The sequence below is a fragment of the Acidovorax sp. MR-S7 genome (assembly GCF_000400995.2).
In the GTDB taxonomy this organism is placed as follows: Bacteria; Pseudomonadota; Gammaproteobacteria; order Burkholderiales; family Burkholderiaceae_C; genus MR-S7.
The window spans coordinates 44,052-59,151 of sequence record NZ_DF238953.1 but is presented as its reverse complement, the minus strand read 5'-3'; the positions used below and the strand labels follow the sequence as shown (position 1 = coordinate 59,151).

General features: G+C 68.5%; 18 protein-coding genes and 1 pseudogene. 3 read left to right on the top strand and 16 right to left on the bottom strand.

From position 1 onward, the window contains the following. Nucleotides 1-109 precede the first annotated feature (109 nt). From AVS7_RS18005 to fliF, 13 genes and pseudogenes are all read right to left on the bottom strand, one after another. Nucleotides 110-502 (bottom strand): annotated as a pseudogene (locus tag AVS7_RS18005) (flagellar biosynthetic protein FliR); the annotation flags it as partial. Beyond that, on the bottom strand, nt 499-768 hold the full coding sequence (fliQ, locus tag AVS7_RS18000) for a flagellar biosynthesis protein FliQ (RefSeq protein ID WP_020230945.1): 270 nt from the start codon (nt 766-768) through the stop codon (nt 499-501). The gene fliQ and the pseudogene AVS7_RS18005, both read right to left, overlap by 4 nt. Before the next feature lies 1 nt (nt 769). After that, nucleotides 770-1,546, bottom strand: coding sequence for a flagellar type III secretion system pore protein FliP (fliP, locus tag AVS7_RS17995; RefSeq protein WP_020230944.1), 777 nt, complete (start codon nt 1,544-1,546; stop codon nt 770-772). Beyond that, nucleotides 1,524-1,856 carry a flagellar biosynthetic protein FliO gene (locus tag AVS7_RS17990; RefSeq protein ID WP_020230943.1) on the bottom strand — a complete coding sequence of 111 codons (333 nt, stop codon included), beginning with the start codon at nt 1,854-1,856 and terminating at the stop codon, nt 1,524-1,526. Before AVS7_RS17990 ends, fliP begins: the two co-directional genes overlap by 23 nt. A gap of 7 nt (nt 1,857-1,863) precedes the next feature. Further along, entirely contained in the window at nt 1,864-2,316 is a 453-nt protein-coding gene (gene fliN, locus AVS7_RS17985; RefSeq protein ID WP_020230942.1) for a flagellar motor switch protein FliN, read from the bottom strand. After that, nucleotides 2,306-3,310, bottom strand: a complete 1,005-nt coding sequence (gene fliM / locus AVS7_RS17980; RefSeq protein WP_020230941.1) for a flagellar motor switch protein FliM — start codon at nt 3,308-3,310, stop codon at nt 2,306-2,308. Before fliM ends, fliN begins: the two co-directional genes overlap by 11 nt. 18 nt (nt 3,311-3,328) lie before the next feature. Continuing rightward, nucleotides 3,329-3,904, bottom strand: coding sequence for a flagellar basal body-associated protein FliL (gene fliL, locus AVS7_RS17975; protein ID WP_020230940.1), 576 nt, complete (start codon nt 3,902-3,904; stop codon nt 3,329-3,331). Nucleotides 3,905-4,088: 184 nt separating this feature from the next. After that, nucleotides 4,089-5,444 (bottom strand): flagellar hook-length control protein FliK, encoded by a 1,356-nt coding sequence (locus AVS7_RS23990; RefSeq protein ID WP_034691958.1) that lies wholly within the window; start codon nt 5,442-5,444, stop codon nt 4,089-4,091. Nucleotides 5,445-5,446: 2 nt separating this feature from the next. Further along, on the bottom strand, nt 5,447-5,920 hold the full coding sequence (gene fliJ / locus AVS7_RS17965) for a flagellar export protein FliJ (protein WP_020230938.1): 474 nt from the start codon (nt 5,918-5,920) through the stop codon (nt 5,447-5,449). Nucleotides 5,921-5,936: 16 nt separating this feature from the next. Beyond that, complete coding sequence (fliI, locus tag AVS7_RS17960) at nt 5,937-7,343, bottom strand: flagellar protein export ATPase FliI (protein ID WP_020230937.1); 1,407 nt, start codon at nt 7,341-7,343, stop codon at nt 5,937-5,939. Beyond that, the gene (locus AVS7_RS17955; RefSeq protein WP_020230936.1) at nt 7,333-8,061 is read right to left on the bottom strand and encodes a FliH/SctL family protein; all 729 of its coding nucleotides are present in this window, start codon (nt 8,059-8,061) and stop codon (nt 7,333-7,335) included. Before AVS7_RS17955 ends, fliI begins: the two co-directional genes overlap by 11 nt. A gap of 18 nt (nt 8,062-8,079) precedes the next feature. Continuing rightward, entirely contained in the window at nt 8,080-9,075 is a 996-nt protein-coding gene (fliG, locus tag AVS7_RS17950) for a flagellar motor switch protein FliG (protein ID WP_020230935.1), read from the bottom strand. Nucleotides 9,076-9,105: 30 nt separating this feature from the next. Continuing rightward, on the bottom strand, nt 9,106-10,803 hold the full coding sequence (gene fliF / locus AVS7_RS17945; RefSeq protein WP_020230934.1) for a flagellar basal-body MS-ring/collar protein FliF: 1,698 nt from the start codon (nt 10,801-10,803) through the stop codon (nt 9,106-9,108). A 177-nt stretch (nt 10,804-10,980) separates the two neighbouring features. On the opposite strand from fliF, the gene fliE reads away from it, so the two are divergent. Continuing rightward, nucleotides 10,981-11,292, top strand: a complete 312-nt coding sequence (gene fliE, locus AVS7_RS17940) for a flagellar hook-basal body complex protein FliE (protein WP_024001785.1) — start codon at nt 10,981-10,983, stop codon at nt 11,290-11,292. A 123-nt stretch (nt 11,293-11,415) separates the two neighbouring features. Here fliE and AVS7_RS17935 read toward each other — a convergent pair whose 3' ends face one another. Then, entirely contained in the window at nt 11,416-11,733 is a 318-nt protein-coding gene (locus AVS7_RS17935) for a flagellar protein FliT (RefSeq protein WP_020230932.1), read from the bottom strand. A 16-nt stretch (nt 11,734-11,749) separates the two neighbouring features. After that, nucleotides 11,750-12,157, bottom strand: a complete 408-nt coding sequence (fliS, locus tag AVS7_RS17930; protein ID WP_020230931.1) for a flagellar export chaperone FliS — start codon at nt 12,155-12,157, stop codon at nt 11,750-11,752. 318 nt (nt 12,158-12,475) lie between these two features. On the opposite strand from fliS, the gene AVS7_RS17925 reads away from it, so the two are divergent. Both AVS7_RS17925 and fliD read left to right on the top strand, forming a co-directional pair. Next, a complete protein-coding gene (locus AVS7_RS17925; protein WP_020230930.1) occupies nt 12,476-13,345 on the top strand; it encodes a flagellin in 870 nt (289 codons plus the stop codon). A gap of 143 nt (nt 13,346-13,488) precedes the next feature. Continuing rightward, nucleotides 13,489-14,868: a flagellar filament capping protein FliD gene (gene fliD, locus AVS7_RS17920; RefSeq protein ID WP_020230929.1), complete on the top strand. Its 1,380-nt coding sequence runs from the start codon at nt 13,489-13,491 to the stop codon at nt 14,866-14,868. A 13-nt stretch (nt 14,869-14,881) separates the two neighbouring features. Here fliD and AVS7_RS25260 read toward each other — a convergent pair. Further along, nucleotides 14,882-15,100 (bottom strand): hypothetical protein (locus AVS7_RS25260; protein WP_234450033.1); only part of this gene is annotated, 219 nt, incomplete at its 5' end.

Sequence of the window (15,100 nt, the reverse complement as noted above, 5' to 3'; positions counted from 1 at the left end):
CGTTTACAAAGCGAACAGGAAAGTCAATGAAATCAACGGTCTACCCAGACCACCCCCGCGCCAGTGCTAGCTTTTCGTACCGTCACTTATTGCACTGAAAACGAGGAGACCCCAAGAAACGCGCCACGGCGCTCACCTGCGCGTTGCGCACCGGGTCGAAGAACGAGGCGAAGTTCAGGCCCATCTGCAGGCCGATCACCTCGCCCGCCAGCTCCACCGCCACGAACACCAGCCGCACCGCGAAGCCGATGGCCAGCCCCACGCCCACCTGCTGCAGCACGGCGCCCGCGGCCTCTCGTCCGTTGAGGCTGATAACGGGCTGCTCGGGCAGCACCGCCTGCGCGCACAGCGCCACCAGGAAGGCCAGGCCGATGCGCGTGCGCACCGGAATCGCGCGCATGGAGAACACCGGCGCCGACGTGAACATGGCCAGCACGCGCAGGAAGGGCCACAGCACCGGCGAGAGCCAGGCCATGATCTGCGCCTCGGTGAAGGTGATCATCCCACGACCGTGGGAATGGCCTCGATGGTGCGACGCAGGTAGTCCACCAGCGTGGTCAGCATCCACGGCCCGGCAATGGCGAACACCACCACTGCCGCCACCAGCTTGGGCACGAAGGCCAGCGTGGCCTCGTGGATCTGCGTGACGGCCTGGAAGATGCTGACCAGCAGGCCCACGGCCATCACCGTGCCCAGCACCGGCAGGGCGACCATGAGCAGCAGGGTCAGTGCGTCGCGGCCCATGGTGAGGACGAATTGCGCGGTCATGTCAGGTCCCGAAGCTCGCCGCGAGCGAGCCGATCAAGAGATTCCACCCGTCGGCCAGCACGAACAGCATGAGCTTGAACGGCAGCGCCACGAGCACCGGCGAGAGCATCATCATCCCGAGGGACATGAGCACGCTGGAGACCACCATGTCGATGATGAGGAACGGGATGAAGACCATGAAGCCGATCTGGAACGCGGTCTTGAGCTCGCTCGTCACGAAGGCGGGCACCAGCACGCGCAGCGGCGCGGTCTCGGCCGTCACCTCGGGCGCCAGCTTGCCCAGGCGGGCAAACAGCGCGAAGTCGGACTGGCGCGTCTGCTTGAGCATGAAGGCACGCATGGGCGCCTCGGCCTTCTCCACGGCCTGCTCGAAGCTGAGCGCGTTGGTGGTGTAGGGCACATAGGCTTCCTGGTACACCTTGTCCAGCGTGGGCCCCATGACGAACAGCGTGAGGAACAGCGACAGGCCCACCACCACCTGGTTGGGCGGCGCCTGCTGCGTGCCGATGGCCTGGCGCAGCAGCGACAGCACGATCACGATGCGCGTGAAGCCCGTCATCATGAGCAACACCGCCGGCAGGAACGACAGGGCCGTGAAGAACAGCAGCGTCTGGATGGGCACCGAATAGCTGGTGCCCCCCGGCCCGGCGCCCACCACCAGCGGCAGCGTGCCGGGCACCTGGCCCTGCGCCAGCGCGCCGCCCGCGCACAGCAGGGCCGCCAGGCCCGCGCAGGCCGCAAGAAGCGCGCGCCGCTCAGCCACGGAGCGGCTCCCCATGGGCCGCAGCCATTTCGGAGGCCATCTCCTGCGCGAAAGAGGCAGCGGGCAGCACGTGCAGGCAGTTGATCTGCTGCGCCGTCACGCCCAGCACCAGCACCGTGCGCTGGTGCGCAGGGCCGACCTCCACGGTCACCACGCGCTGCTGCGGCCCCACGGCCACGGCCGAGAGCACGCGCGACGCGCCGCCGGGCGCCGCCAGCAGCCCTGCCTGGCGCTGCTGCAGCCGGCGGATGAGCCACGGCAGCGCCGCCAGCGCGCCGATGAACAGCACGATGAGCAGCAGCGTCTGCGTCATGCCCAGCCCCATGCCGCCGCTAGCCCCGGCTGACACGGCGCAGGCGTTCCGAAGGCGTGACCACGTCGGTCAGGCGGATGCCGAACTTGTCGTTCACCACCACCACCTCGCCCTGGGCGATGAGGTAGCCGTTGACCAGCACGTCCATGGGCTCGCCGGCCAGCGCGTCCAGCTCCACCACGGAGCCCTGGGCGAGCTGCAGGATGTACTTGATCGGCACCTTGGTGCGGCCCAGCTCCACCGAGAGCTGCACCGGGATGTCGAGCACCATGTTGATGTCGTGCACCCCCGGGTCGTTGCCCGGGGCGGCGTAGGGCCGCACGGGTTCGCCCGACAGCGGGCCGCCCTGCTCGGCGTCGATGGTCTTGTCGTCGGCGCGCTTCTGTTCTTCCAGCGCCTCGGCCCAGCCGGCAAACGGATCGTCGGCCGCGCCGCCGCCTGCCGGATCGTCGTTGTTGGATTCAGTTGACATTCTTTTCTCCCAGCCAGCTGGCATCGCTGCTGCGCAGGCATTCCTCGATGCGGATCGCGTACTTGGCGTTGTGCGTGCCGTACTGGCACTCGAAGACCGGCACCCCCCCGATGGAGGCGCGGATGCGCGGCTCGCGGTCGAGCTCGATGAAGTCGCCCGGCTTCATGGCCAGCAGTTGCTCCACGGTGGCGTCGGCACGGGCCAGCTCGGCCACCAGGGTCACCTCGGCCGCCTGGATCTCGCGCGTGAGCACACGCACCCAGCGGCGGTCCACCTCGATCGCGTCGCCCTGCACCGACGAATACAGCACGTCGCGGATGGGCTCCAGCGTGGCGTAGGGCATGCAGATGTGGATGGCGCCCGCCAGGTCGCCGATCTCCAGCTGGAACGCGGTGGACACCACGATCTCGCTGGGCGTGGCGATGTTGGCGAACTGCGGCTGCATCTCCGAGCGCTGGTAGGACAGCTCCAGCGGGTAGATGCCCTGCCAGGCCTTCTTGTATTCCTCGCAGATCACGTCCACCAGGCGGTTGATCACGCGCTGCTCGGTGGCCGAGAAGTCGCGGCCTTCGATGCGCGTCTGGAACTTGCCCACGCCGCCGTACAGCGTGTCGATGATGCCGAACACCAGCGAGGGCTCGCACACCACCAGCCCGCTGCCGCGCAGCGGCCGGATGGCCACGATGTTGAAGTTGGTCGGCACCACCAACTCGCGCAGGAAGGCGCTGTAGCGCTGCACCGACACCGTGCCCACGGAAATCTCGGGACTGCGGCGGATGAAGTTGAACAGGCCGATGCGAAAGTTGCGCGCGAACCGCTCGTTGACGATCTCCATCGTCGGCATGCGGCCGCGGACGATGCGCTCCTGGCTGGAGATGTCGTAGTCGCGGACGGCGCCGGCATCGATCTCCTCCTGGACGGTCTTCTGGCTCTCGCCGGTGACGCCTTCCAGCAGGGCGTCGACTTCTTCCTGGGAGAGAAAGGAATCACTCATGGCACGCTCCTGGCATGGTCACTGGATGATGAAGCTGGAGAACAGCACCTGGCGTACCGGGTTGTCGTCCACGCGCGGGCGGCGAGGCTCGTCGTCCTCGTCGTCCTCGTCATCGGGATTGCGGCTGGCAGGGCGCTTGCGCGGCTTGGGCACGGTGTAGCCCAGCGGGCGCGACACCTCGCGCCGCACGTCCAGCGCCAGCTTCTCCTTGCCTTCGCGGGTCAGCAGCTCGTCGGTCGTGCGCTGCGACAGCAGCAGCAGCACGCCGCTGCGGATGCTGGGCATGTAGGCCTTCACCTGCTCGGCGGTCTTGGCATCCGCCAGCTCCAGCGTGATGCCCACCTGGGCGAAGCGGTCGCCGCCAGGGTCGGCCAGGTTGACCACCATGTTCTCGATGGGCAGGAAGGTGGGGGGTGTCTTGGACGCGGCGGACTGGCTGGCGCGCGCAGGGCGCGTGCCCTCCTCCTCGTCCGCGTGGCGGCCCGCCAGCAGCATCCAGGCCGCGGCGCCTCCCACCACCACCAGCAAGGCGACGACCGCCAGGATGACGATCAGCTTCTTGCTCTTGGCCGGTGCAGCGGTGGTCTCAGACACGTTGGGGCTTTCTGGCGCAACGGAGGCGCAAAAGGATGGGGCAGCAGGCGGGCACCGCAGGCGCACCACCGGGCTGATGGCTGATTATTGGGTGCCCCGGCGGCCGATAATAGCCAGAATAAAACCCCAAAACCATGGCTTTCAGGCGCCTGCCGGGGCAGCGCCGCCCTGCCCCGCGGCGGCTTCAGACGAAGATGTCCACCGAACGTTCGCCCGTGGCGCCTCGGCGTGCGCCTTTGGCAGGAGCCGCGGCCTGCACCGTCGCCTGGCGCCCTCCGCGCTGGCCTTCGCGCTCGCTTCCCTCGCGCGCCTGGCCGCCGCCGGCACCGGCCGTGCCCACGGTCACTCCGGCCAGGTGCAGGCCCTCGCCCCGCAGCATTTCGCGCAACTGGGCCGCGCCGCCGTCCAGGGCCTGGCGCGCGTCGGCATGGTCGCTGCGGAAGGTCACGTGGGCCTCATCGCCCGTCAGCGATACCTTGACCTCCACCGGGCGGCCATCGCGGTCCAGCGTGAGCTCGGCGTTCTGGGTCTTCTGGTGCGCCCAGTAGGCCACCTGCTCTGCCGCCTGGTCGGCGAGCAGTTCCTCGGCCGCGGTCTGCGCGACGTCGGTGAAGGCAGCGTCGGCCTCTGCCGGCTGCGGCGCCGATGTATCCGACGCCCCCAAGCCCGCCAGATTGTCCGCACCCTGCCCCTGGGACGCCGCCTGGCCGCTGCCGGACTGCGCCATCGCGCCGGCGGGAGCGACGGCGGCAGCGGCTGCGGCCTGCATCTCCGCCCCCATGGAGCCGGCGGAGGGCAGCAGCTGCGCACCGTCGCGCCGCTCCGCCATGGCTTGCGGCATGGCGATCGCGGAAGAGGCGGGAGCAGCATGGGCTGCCGCCTGCGGCACAGCCATCTCCGCCGTTGCCGCACCTGCGCGAGCCAGGAGCGTGCCCACGGCACCCAGGCCTGCCCGTCCGGCTTCCTGCGGTGACGAAATTCCGATGCGCGCCGCGCTGCCGCGGCCCGTCGCAGGCATGCTGGCGGTAGGCATCGTGCCGTTGACACCGGCTGTTTCAAGCGTTCCGTCGAGCATGGCCGTCTCTCCGACCAAGGTGTCCAGGCCCGGCTTGGCCAGGCTGGTCCAGCGTCCCTGCAGGCCTTCGCCCCATGGGGTTGACGCCCCTTGGCGTGCCACCGGGCCATTGGCGGGCTGGGCCAGCGCCGCCAGGCGCTCTGCAAGAACGGCTCCCGGCTGCTGGCTTGCCTGCCACGCGGCCGTCTCTGCCGCTGCCACCGTTCCCGCCGGATCAGGGGCTTCCCCCTGCGGGTCGGGCAGCGCGGTGAACACCTCTTCCGCCAACCCATCCTCCTCGGCTGGCGCCGCAACCAGCCCCTCGGCCTCTCCCAAGGCCGCCAGCAGCAGCGCGAAGCCGGCGCCCTGCGCCGCCGCGTCCTGCGCGCCATCCTGGCCTGCTGCGGACTTGGCCCCGGCACCGCGCGCTGCGCGCGCTTCATGGGTGCCGTGCTGGCCCGGGGAAGAAATGCGGTTCTGTTCCATGGTCATTGCTCCTGATGCGTTTCCCCCATGCCCGCACGGCCCATGCGGCCAAAGAGCAGGGAGGCACGCTCGTCGGTTTCCTTTTGTTCACGGCGCTGCTGCTGCAATTCCAGCGCGCGGCGGCGGTGCTCCAGCGCCTTGCGCAGGCTGGACAGGCGCAGTTCGGCCTCCAGCAGCGCCTGTGCGGCCTTCTCCACGCGCTGCTCCTGCCCGCCCACCACGCCGGTCTGCAGGCCGATGGCGTGCTCCAGGCGGCCCATGAAGTGGTAGTGGTGGAACATCACCTCGGGCTGCACGGCCGTGTCGGCGCGCATGCCCCAGCGCCCCTGCGTCTCGGCGGCATAGCCTTCGAGCTGGTCGAGCTGCGCCTGCGCGGCTTCGCGCGCACCGCGCACGTCCTGCAGGGTCTGGCGGGCCGCGTCGCGGCGGCGCTCGGCCATCTCGACCGCGACCAGGAAGGCGTTCAATGAGGCCATGGCGCCCTTGCCTCCGTCAGCCCGCAGGCTCCAGGGCCGCGTCCATGGCCTCGATGCTCGATTCCATCGGCGCAGCCTCGAACATGTCCTGCTGCAGGAAGGCCTCCATGCCGGGCTGCAGGCGGATGGCTTCGTCGAGCTGCGGGTCGGAGCCGCTCATGTAGGCACCCACCTGGATCAGGTCGCGGCTCTTCTGGTAGCGTGAATAGAGCGCGCGGAAGCGCCGCGCCAGGTCGAAGTGCTCGCGCTGCACCACGTTGTGCATGACGCGCGAGGCCGACTGCTCGATATCGATAGCCGGGTAGTGCCCACTCTCGGCCAACGCACGCGAGAGCACGATGTGCCCGTCCAGAATGGCGCGCGCCGCGTCGGCGATCGGGTCCTGCTGGTCGTCGCCCTCGGACAGCACGGTGTAGAACGCGGTGATCGAGCCCACGCCGTTCAGGCCATTGCCGCTGCGCTCCACGAGCGCGGGCAGCTTGGCGAAGCAGCTCGGCGGGTAGCCCTTGGTAGCCGGCGGCTCGCCGATGGCCAGGGCGATCTCGCGCTGCGCCATGGCGTAGCGGGTGAGCGAGTCCATGAGCAGCAGCACGTGCCGGCCCTGGTCGCGGAAATATTCGGCGATGGCCGTGGCATAGGCCGCGCCCTGCATGCGCAGCAGCGGCGGCGCGTCGGCCGGCGCGGCCACGACCACGGCGCGGCCGCGGTCGCTCTCGCCCAGGATGTCTTCCACGAACTCCTTGACCTCGCGGCCGCGCTCGCCGATGAGGCCGACCACGATCACGTCGGCCTGGGTGTAGCGCGCCATCATGCCCAGCAGCACGCTCTTGCCCACGCCGGAGCCCGCGAACAGTCCCAGGCGCTGGCCCCGGCCCACGGTGAGCAACGCATTGATGGCGCGCACGCCGGTGTCGAGCGGCTCGCGCACCGGGTCGCGCTCCATGGCGTTGATGGGACTGCGGTCCAGCGGTTCGGCGCTCACCTGCGCAAGCGGGCCGCCATGGTCCAGCGGCTGGCCCTGCGAATCCACCACGCGCCCCAGCAGGCCGTCGCCCACCGGCAGGCGCAGCACGCCCGCGCCCGATGCCGTTCCCGCGGCCGGCCCGCCGCCCAGGCGCAGCGGGGGCACATAGGCCTCTGCCGGCGTGACGCTGGCGCCGCTGGACAGGCCGTGGATGTCGCCCGCGGGCATCAGGAAGGCCTTGTCGCCCGCGAAGCCCACCACCTCGGCCAGCACCGGCTCCTGCCCGTCCATGCGCACCTGGCACTGCGAGCCCACGGGCACGCGCAAGCCGGCGGCCTCCAGCACCAGACCGGTCAGGCGGGTGAGCGTGCCGCGCGACTCCAGCGGCAGGTCCTGCGCCAGGCGCCCACGCGCCTCGGCAACGAAGCCACCCCAGGCGTCGCGCCCTTCAATCGCCATGGCCGCTCTCCGCCCAGGCCGACGCCAGTCCCAGCGCCGCGATGGCGCGGCGCCAGCGTTTGTCGAGCGAGCCGTCCACCACCGCGCCGCCGGACTCCACGCTGCAGTCGCCGGGCTGCACGGTGGCGTCCGGCAGCCACTGGATGCGCGCCGCGCCGAACTCGCCGCGCAGCGGCTGCTCCAGGGCAGCCCAGTCGGCGGGGTTCAGCCGCACCGTGGCCGGTCGCCCCTCGCTCACCAGCATGTCCAGCGCCTCGCGCACCACGGGCAGCATGGCCCGGGGATTGCCCGTGATTTCCTGGCGCACCACCTGGCGCGCGATGTCGCACGCGAGCTGCAGCACCTCCTGGGCCAAGCCCTGCTGCAGGCCTGCCAGGCTGGCTTCCACGGCCTGGGCCAGGCCCGCCAGGCGTTCGGCGGTCTCGCGTCTCTGGCCGGACACGTAGTCGTCCATGCGCTGCTGCCACTGCAAATGGGCCTGCTCCTGCCCCTCGGCCAGGCCGCGCGCATAGCCTTCCTCACGCGCCTGCTGCACCAGCGACTGGTGCTCGGCCTCGTCGACGCCCGGCGGTGCGGGCTGCACCTCGGGCAGCCCCGCGTCGGGCTCGGCGATGGCGGCATGCAGCACCTCGGACCCATCGACGGAGCCGAACTGCCAGCGCGTGACGTTCCCGATCTCCTCGCTCGGGATGAAGCGGGTGTAGTGGCGCGCCGTCATGGCCGCGCCCCTTCATGTTCAGACGAACGCATCGTCGCCTCCCCCGGCCAGCGCGATCTGGCCCTCGTCGGCCAGGCGGCGCACCGTCTTGAGGATTTCCTTCTGCTGCGCCTCGACCTCGGACAGCCGGATAGGCCCGCGCGACTCCAGGTCCTCGCGCAGCGCCTCGGCGGCGCGGCTGGACATGTTGGAGAGGAACTTCTCGCGCAGCTCGGGCTGCGCGCCCTTGAGCGCCACCACCAGGGTTTCGGAAGCCACCTCGCGCAGCACCGTCTGGATGGCGCGATCGTCGAGCTTCATCACGTCGTCGAACACGAACATCTTGTCCATGATCTTCTGGGCCAGGTCCACGTCGTAGCCGCGGATGCTCTCCAGCACCACCCCGTCCACGCCGGAGCCCAGCAGGTTGATGATGTCGGCTGCCGCCTTGACGCCGCCCAGCGAACTCTTGCGGATCTTGTCGCCGCCGGCCAGCACCTTGAAAAGCACCTCGTTCAGGTCCTTGAGCGCCGTGGGCTGGATGCCCTCCAGCGTGGCCACGCGCAGCAGCACTTCGCTGCGCTGGCGGTCGGTGAGCTGCATCAGGATGGCGGAGGACTGCTCCGGGTCCAGGTGCACCAGGATGGCGGCCACAATCTGCGGATGCTCGTTGCGCAGCAGCTCGGCCACGGAGAGCGGGTCCATCCACTTGAGGCTCTCGATGCCCGACACGTCGCCGCCCTGCAGGATGCGGTCAATCAGCAGCGCCGCCTTGTCGTCGCCCAGGGCGCGTTTGAGCACCGCGCGCACGTAGTTGCTGGTGTCGGACACCAGCAGGCTTTGCGCGGCCGCATCGCTGGTGAAGCGGTTGATGACCTCGTCCACCTTGTCCTTGGAGACGGTGCGCATGCGCGCGATGGTCTCGCCGAGCTTCTGCACCTCCTTGGGCGACAGGTGCTTGAAAACCTCGGCCGCTTCCTCCTCGCCGAGGGACATCAGCAAAATGGCGGCGTCGTTCAGGCCCTGCTCATCCATACCAGACTCGTTCTCGGTTGCGGGCCGGCGTCAATCGCCGTTGACCCAGGTTTTGAGAATGTTGGCCACGGCCACGGGGTTCTCCTTGGCCAGCACGCGCGCCTCGTCCAGGCGCTGCTGCTCCACCGTGGGCGGCAGCTCCTGCACCTGCGCCGGAGCGGGCAGCGCGGGGCGCTGCAGCTCTTCGGACTCGATGGCGTTCACCTGGCTGCCGGGCTGCTGCGCCGGCGCGGCAGGGGCGCGGGACTTGAGGGCCGGCCGCACCAGGCCCAGCAGCAGCAGCGCCACCGCCAGCGAGATGCCCACGGGCCAGCCCAGGGTCTTGGCCAGCTCGACCACCTCGGGCTGCTTCCACAGCGGCAGGTCGGTCTGCGCCACCTCCTCCACCAGGAACGGCGCGTTCATCAGGTTCACCGAGTCGCCGCGCTCCTTGCTGAAGCCGATGGTCTCGCGCACCAGGGCCGTCATCTGCTCGACCTGCTCGGGTGTGAGCGCCTTGTTCACCGTCGGCTTGCCCGGCCCCTCGCTCGCGGGCTGGTAGTTGACCACCACGGCCGCGCTCACGCGCCGGATGGCGCCGCTGCCGCCGCGCGTGACGCGCGTCGTCTTGTCCACCTCGTAGTTGGTGATGGACTCGCGCTTGCCCAAGGGTTGCCCCTGCGCACCCTGTTGCTGCTGGCCGTTCACGGCGGTAGGCGGGGGGTTGGCGCCGTTGATGGGCGCGGTGGAATTCTGCGGTGGCTGGTTGCTCACGGCGCCAGGCACGCCGGCGGGCGGCTGCGCGCCCTGCACGCCCGTGCTCTCCACGATCTGCTGGCTGCGCACGGCGCTGGAGTCGGGCGTCAGGTTGGGACGGTGCTGCTCCACGGTGGACTCGGTCTGGCTGAAGTCCACCTCGGCCGTGACCTGCGCCTTGACATTGTTCTTGCCCACCACGGGCTCCAGGATGTCCAGGATGCGGCGCGTGTACTGCTGCTCGATCTGCTGCACGTAGGCGAGCTGCTGCGCGTCCGCGCTGGCGCCGGCGGCGCCGTCGGGCGACTGCGACAGCAGCTTGCCCGTGTCGTCGAGCACGCTCACGGCCGAGGGCGCGAGCTCGGGCACGCTGGAGGCCACGAGGTGCACGATGCCGGCGAGCTGCGTGCGGTCCAGGAAGCGCCCCGGGTACAGGCTCACCAGCACCGAGGCCGAAGGCTTCTGCTGCTCCCGGAAGAAGCCGTTCTGGTTGGGCAGCGCCAAATGCACGCGCGCGCTCTGCACCGAGGCCAGCGCCTGGATGGAGCGGGTCAGCTCCCCCTCCAGGCCGCGCTGGAAGTTGAGCCGCTCCTGGAATTGCGTCATGCCGAAGCGGTTGGCTTCCATCAGTTCGAAGCCCGTCACCGAACCCTTGGGCAGGCCCTGCGTGGCCAGGCGCAGGCGCACGTCGTGCACGCGCTCGGACGGCACCAGGATGGCGCCGCCCCCCTCGGCGTACTTGTAGGGCACGTTCATCTGCGACAGCTGGGCCACGATGGCACCGCCATCCTTATCGTTCAGGTTGGCGAACAGCACCCGGTAGTCGGGCTGGCGGCTGAAGAAGAAGGCTGCCACCACGCCGGCCACGAGCAGCGCCGCCGCGGCTCCCAGGCGCAGGCGCGCGGACCGGTCGAGGGACGCGAACCGCTGCGGCCAGGACGGCGCGGCAGCGGCAGGCGGAGCGACGGGAAGTTCGGCAACGGCGGAGGACATCGTGTTTTCCATGCAAGGCGGACGCCGGGCAGGATGGCGGCGGTGCGGCGATTATTGAATAGCCCCCCTCCCCCGTTCACCGGATAAGGCGCGCCTTTGTCCATCATTTCCCCCGGCCGCGCCGCCGCCCGCCCGCCTACGATCGCACCATTCCTGAACCCTTGCCACACCACCGCCATGGATCTGCGCATCGCAAGCACCAACCTCCCCCTGACGGGCACGCAGGTGGCGCGCCGCGCCACCGCGCCGCAGGAAGGCACGCAGGACGTCGGCTTCTCCCACGCCTTCAAGAGCGCCCTGCAGTCCGTGAGCGCCGCCCAGGACCGCTCCAGCGACCTGCAGCGCGAAGTGCAGCTGGAAAACCCCAACGTGAGCATCGAGGAAACCATGGTCGCCATGCAAAAGGCGCAGATCGGCTTCCAGGCCACGCTGCACGTGCGCAACCGCATGGTGCAGGCCTATACCGACATCATGAACATGCAGGTCTGATGCTACTTTATTGATAGCTGCCAGCGCTTGCCAAATAAGCGCCAGAGCCATTTTTCATCTATAAAACAAAAGCCGGCCACCTCGCGGTGCCGGCTTTTTTCACAGGCATGCGCCCGGGCGCCCTCAGTGCATCACCTGCGGCTGCCCGTCGAACATGTGCTCGAACTGCGCCATCCACGGCTCGGCCAGGATGCGGATCTGCGCGTCGTTGCGCAGGATGCGCTGCATGATGCGCGCCTTTTCCTTGCGGTGCTCGGGCAGCAGTTCCTGCTGCTGCGAGGTATAGCGCAGCTGCTCGATCAGCACTGCGCAGGCCCCCTCGTAGCGCACCACCCCGTCCCAGTCGCGCAGTTTGGCGGCCTCCAGCATCTTGGCGCTGCTTTCCTCGATGGCCTTGTAGAAGTCGATCAGCATCCCGGGGTCTGCCTTCTTGGTGGTCATTTCCATATCTGTACGGTCAGGCACGCGCCTGCCCCCCGATTTCGTTCCAGCCATCCATGACCGGCTGGAGCACCCGCAGCACTTCCTCGACGATGGCGGCGTCGCCCTGGGCGTTGGCCTGGGTCAGGCGCAGCAGGCAGTAGGAATAGAGCCGGTGCAGGTTGGCGGCCAGCTCGCCGCCGGCGCGCATGTCCAGCCCGGCCAGCAGCCCCTCGTCGAGCAGACGCATGGACTTGTCGATCAGGCGCACCTTGGTGTTCACGTCGCCCCGCTCGATCGCACCCTTGGCGCCGACCAGGCAGGAGCGCAATTCGGCATACAGAAGACCGATCAGGCCATGCGGCGATGCGCTCAAGACCTGGGAATTCAAGTCCACCTGCCGGTAAGCGGCGGCGGAGGCCCTGGCGCCGGGGGGGGTGTACATGCGAGATCCTTCCATTGTCTTGTCCGTGTTCTGTCTCTTATCGGCCATCTCGCTTCCAAATTAAGCCCCGCAAAGCAAAAAAGTGAGCAAGGCATGCCCGGGCATCGAAGGCATCCCCAATGATGGCCTATCCGGGCCGCTTCCAAGGGGGCGATAAGCCCGCCAAAACGCCGACAAGTCCACGCTTTGGAGCGGGACTAAAGTTTTTCCTGTAACACCCGATAACAGGAACAACGAGCTCAACGGCTCGTCGCCAGAGGCGCAGAGAAGCACCCCTGGCACCGGGCAAACCCCTGATCCACTGCCAAGGAGCTTTTTATGTCGATGATCATCAACTCCAACATCGCTTCGCTGAATGCCCAGCGCAATACCATCCAGTCGTCCAACAGCCTGAGCACGACGATGCAGCGCCTGTCCTCGGGCCTGCGCATCAACAGCGCCAAGGACGACGCCGCCGGCCTGGCCATCGCCGACCGCATGAACACCCAGATCCGCGGCATGAACGTCGCCATCCGCAACGCGGGCGACGCCATTTCCATGGCGCAGGTGGCCGAAGGCGGCCTCTCGGCCATGAACGACATGCTGCAGCGCATGCGCGACATCGCCGTGCAGGCGTCGAACGCGCCGAACTCCACCGGCTCCGGCGCCGTCTCCGGCGGCGACATCCAGAAGCTGAGCAACGAATACGAGCAGCTGGGCAAGGAACTCAACCGCATGCTGAGCGCCACCCAGTTCAACGGCGAGAAGATCCTGCTGACCACCGGCAACTACACCTTCCAGGTGGGTGCCAACCAGGGCGCCGAGAACCAGATCACCATCAACAGCGGCGACATCAGCCTGAACGGCGACACCTCCTTCAGCGGCGTGACGCAGGGCACCAATTCCGCCCTGGTGACCAGCGCTGCCAGCGGCAACATCGCCGTGATCTCGGCGCTGGACAATGCCCTGTCCGCCGTGAACGGCCGCCGCGCCACGCTGGGCGCGCTGCAAAGCCGCTTCGAGAACACCGTGAGCTACCTGCGCACGGCGGTGGAAAACCAGTCGCAAGCCCGTAGCCGCATCATGGACGCCGACTTCGCCGCCGAAACGGCCAACCTGAGCCGCACGCAGATCCTGCAGCAGGCCGGCACCGCCATGATCGCCCAGGCCAACCAGCTGCCCCAAGGCGTGCTGTCGCTGCTGCGCTGACCGCCGCCCTCCGGGCCGCGCAGTCCGAAGAAGCCGGGGGGCCAGCAGGCCCTTCGGTTTTTTGCGCTTTTCGGGCTTTTGGCCTTCTGGAACGTGTGGCATAACGGCAAAATCACATCCAACCACCGGCAAAGGACCAGGACATGGCAGGCTTTTCATCCCTCGGCATCGGCAGCGGTCTGAATGTCGACAGCATCATCACGCAGACGATGAAGCTGGAGCGCCGCCCGCTGGACCTGCTCCAGGCCAAGATCAACGGCACCAGCACCCAGATTTCCTCCTACGGGCAGATCAAGTCGGCCATGTCGGCGCTGTACGACGCGGCCAAGGGCCTGACCGATCTCGACACCTGGCGGGGCAAGCAGTTCACCACCGGCGACAAGAGCTTCGTCACCGGCTCGGCCACCAGCGCGGCCACGGCGGCCGGCTTCTCGCTGGAGGTCAACAGGCTTGCCAAGGCGCAATCGCTGGCGTCGGGCAGTTTCGCCAGCGGCACCACAATGGGTGCCGATGGGCAGATCACCCTGCAAAAAGGCCGCTGGGACGCGGCGGGCACCAGCTTCGCAGCGGACAGCAGCGGCGCGGTGAACATCGCCATCTCCGCCACCGACACGCTGGGCGACGTGGCGGCCAAGATCACCCAGTCGGGCGCGGGCATCACCGCCGTGGTGGTCAAGGACGGGCAGGGCGAGCGGCTGCTGGTGCGCAGCACCGAGACGGGCGAGGAGAACGGCTTCTCCATGGCGGCCTCGGGCGGCGGCGCGCTGGCCGGCCTGGACGGGCAGGCCATGGAGCGCACCGCAGCCGTCGATGCCGAATTCGTCATCAACGGCATGACCGTCACCTCTGCCTCCAACACGGTCAAGGACGTGGTGCCGGGCGTGACGCTGAACCTGCTGAAGCCCACCACATCCCCCGTCGAGATTTCGGTCGGATCCGACAAGGACGCCATCAAGGGCAAGCTCAAGTCCTTCCAGGAAGCCTTCAACAAGCTCAATTCGCTGCTGCGCAACCTGACGGCCTACGACACGGACAGCAAGACCAGCCAGCCCCTGCAGGGCGACAGCACCGTGCGCAGCCTGCAAAACGCGATGAGCAGCCTGATGCAGCAATCCGGGCTCGATGGCGCGACCCTCGCCTCGCTGGGCCTGGAGATGAAGCTCGACAGCAGCTTCAAGAACCCCACGCTGTCGCTGAACGACTCCAAGCTCGATGCCGCCTTGAACGACCTGCCCAAGCTGGAGCGGGTGCTCACCGGCGACGGCGCCACCGACGGCCTGATCACGCGCATCCGCGATTTCGCCTTCGCCGCCAACGGCGTCAACGGCGACATCACCACCCGCACCAAGGGGCTGGAAGCGCTGAAGAAGAGCAACGAGAGCGCGGTGGAGGCCATGGAGCTGCGCCTGACGCAGCGCGAGCAGAACCTGCTCAAGCAGTACCAGGCGCTGGACGCCAAGATGTCCAGCATGAGCTCGCTCAGCTCCTTCCTGAGCGCCCAGGTCGGCCAGTGGAACAAGTGATGCCGCAGCCGAACTAGCCCCAAAAAGCCCCGTTCATCGGGGCTTTTGTTTTTTGGGCCCCCTTCAGAATTTGCTCCAACACCCGGCAGACATGGTGCATGGCACTGCAGCCGCACAGCGCATGCGCCCGAGTGGAAAAAACCTCTTTCGCATCTGAAGGAATCCGCCCATGTCCATGATCATCAACACCAACATCCCGTCGCTGAACGCCCAGCGCAACACCGTCGCCAAC

Bases quoted from the DNA above. Each gene is read 5' to 3' on its own strand.
- fliP (WP_020230944.1), bottom strand. From the start codon at position 1,546: ATGGGGAGCCGCTCCGTGGCTGAGCGGCGCGCGCTTCTTGCGGCCTGC.
- fliQ (WP_020230945.1), bottom strand. From the start codon at position 768: ATGACCGCGCAATTCGTCCTCACCATGGGCCGCGACGCACTGACCCTG.
- fliS (WP_020230931.1), bottom strand. From the start codon at position 12,157: ATGTACACCCCCCCCGGCGCCAGGGCCTCCGCCGCCGCTTACCGGCAG.
- fliI (WP_020230937.1), bottom strand. From the start codon at position 7,343: ATGGCGATTGAAGGGCGCGACGCCTGGGGTGGCTTCGTTGCCGAGGCG.
- fliM (WP_020230941.1), bottom strand. From the start codon at position 3,310: ATGAGTGATTCCTTTCTCTCCCAGGAAGAAGTCGACGCCCTGCTGGAA.
- AVS7_RS17925 (WP_020230930.1), top strand. From the start codon at position 12,476: ATGTCGATGATCATCAACTCCAACATCGCTTCGCTGAATGCCCAGCGC.
- fliJ (WP_020230938.1), bottom strand. From the start codon at position 5,920: ATGGCCTCATTGAACGCCTTCCTGGTCGCGGTCGAGATGGCCGAGCGC.
- fliE (WP_024001785.1), top strand. From the start codon at position 10,981: ATGGATCTGCGCATCGCAAGCACCAACCTCCCCCTGACGGGCACGCAG.
- AVS7_RS17990 (WP_020230943.1), bottom strand. From the start codon at position 1,856: ATGGGGCTGGGCATGACGCAGACGCTGCTGCTCATCGTGCTGTTCATC.
- fliN (WP_020230942.1), bottom strand. From the start codon at position 2,316: ATGTCAACTGAATCCAACAACGACGATCCGGCAGGCGGCGGCGCGGCC.
- fliG (WP_020230935.1), bottom strand. From the start codon at position 9,075: ATGGATGAGCAGGGCCTGAACGACGCCGCCATTTTGCTGATGTCCCTC.
- AVS7_RS17935 (WP_020230932.1), bottom strand. From the start codon at position 11,733: ATGACCACCAAGAAGGCAGACCCCGGGATGCTGATCGACTTCTACAAG.
- fliD (WP_020230929.1), top strand. From the start codon at position 13,489: ATGGCAGGCTTTTCATCCCTCGGCATCGGCAGCGGTCTGAATGTCGAC.
- AVS7_RS23990 (WP_034691958.1), bottom strand. From the start codon at position 5,444: ATGGAACAGAACCGCATTTCTTCCCCGGGCCAGCACGGCACCCATGAA.
- fliF (WP_020230934.1), bottom strand. From the start codon at position 10,803: ATGTCCTCCGCCGTTGCCGAACTTCCCGTCGCTCCGCCTGCCGCTGCC.
- AVS7_RS17955 (WP_020230936.1), bottom strand. From the start codon at position 8,061: ATGACGGCGCGCCACTACACCCGCTTCATCCCGAGCGAGGAGATCGGG.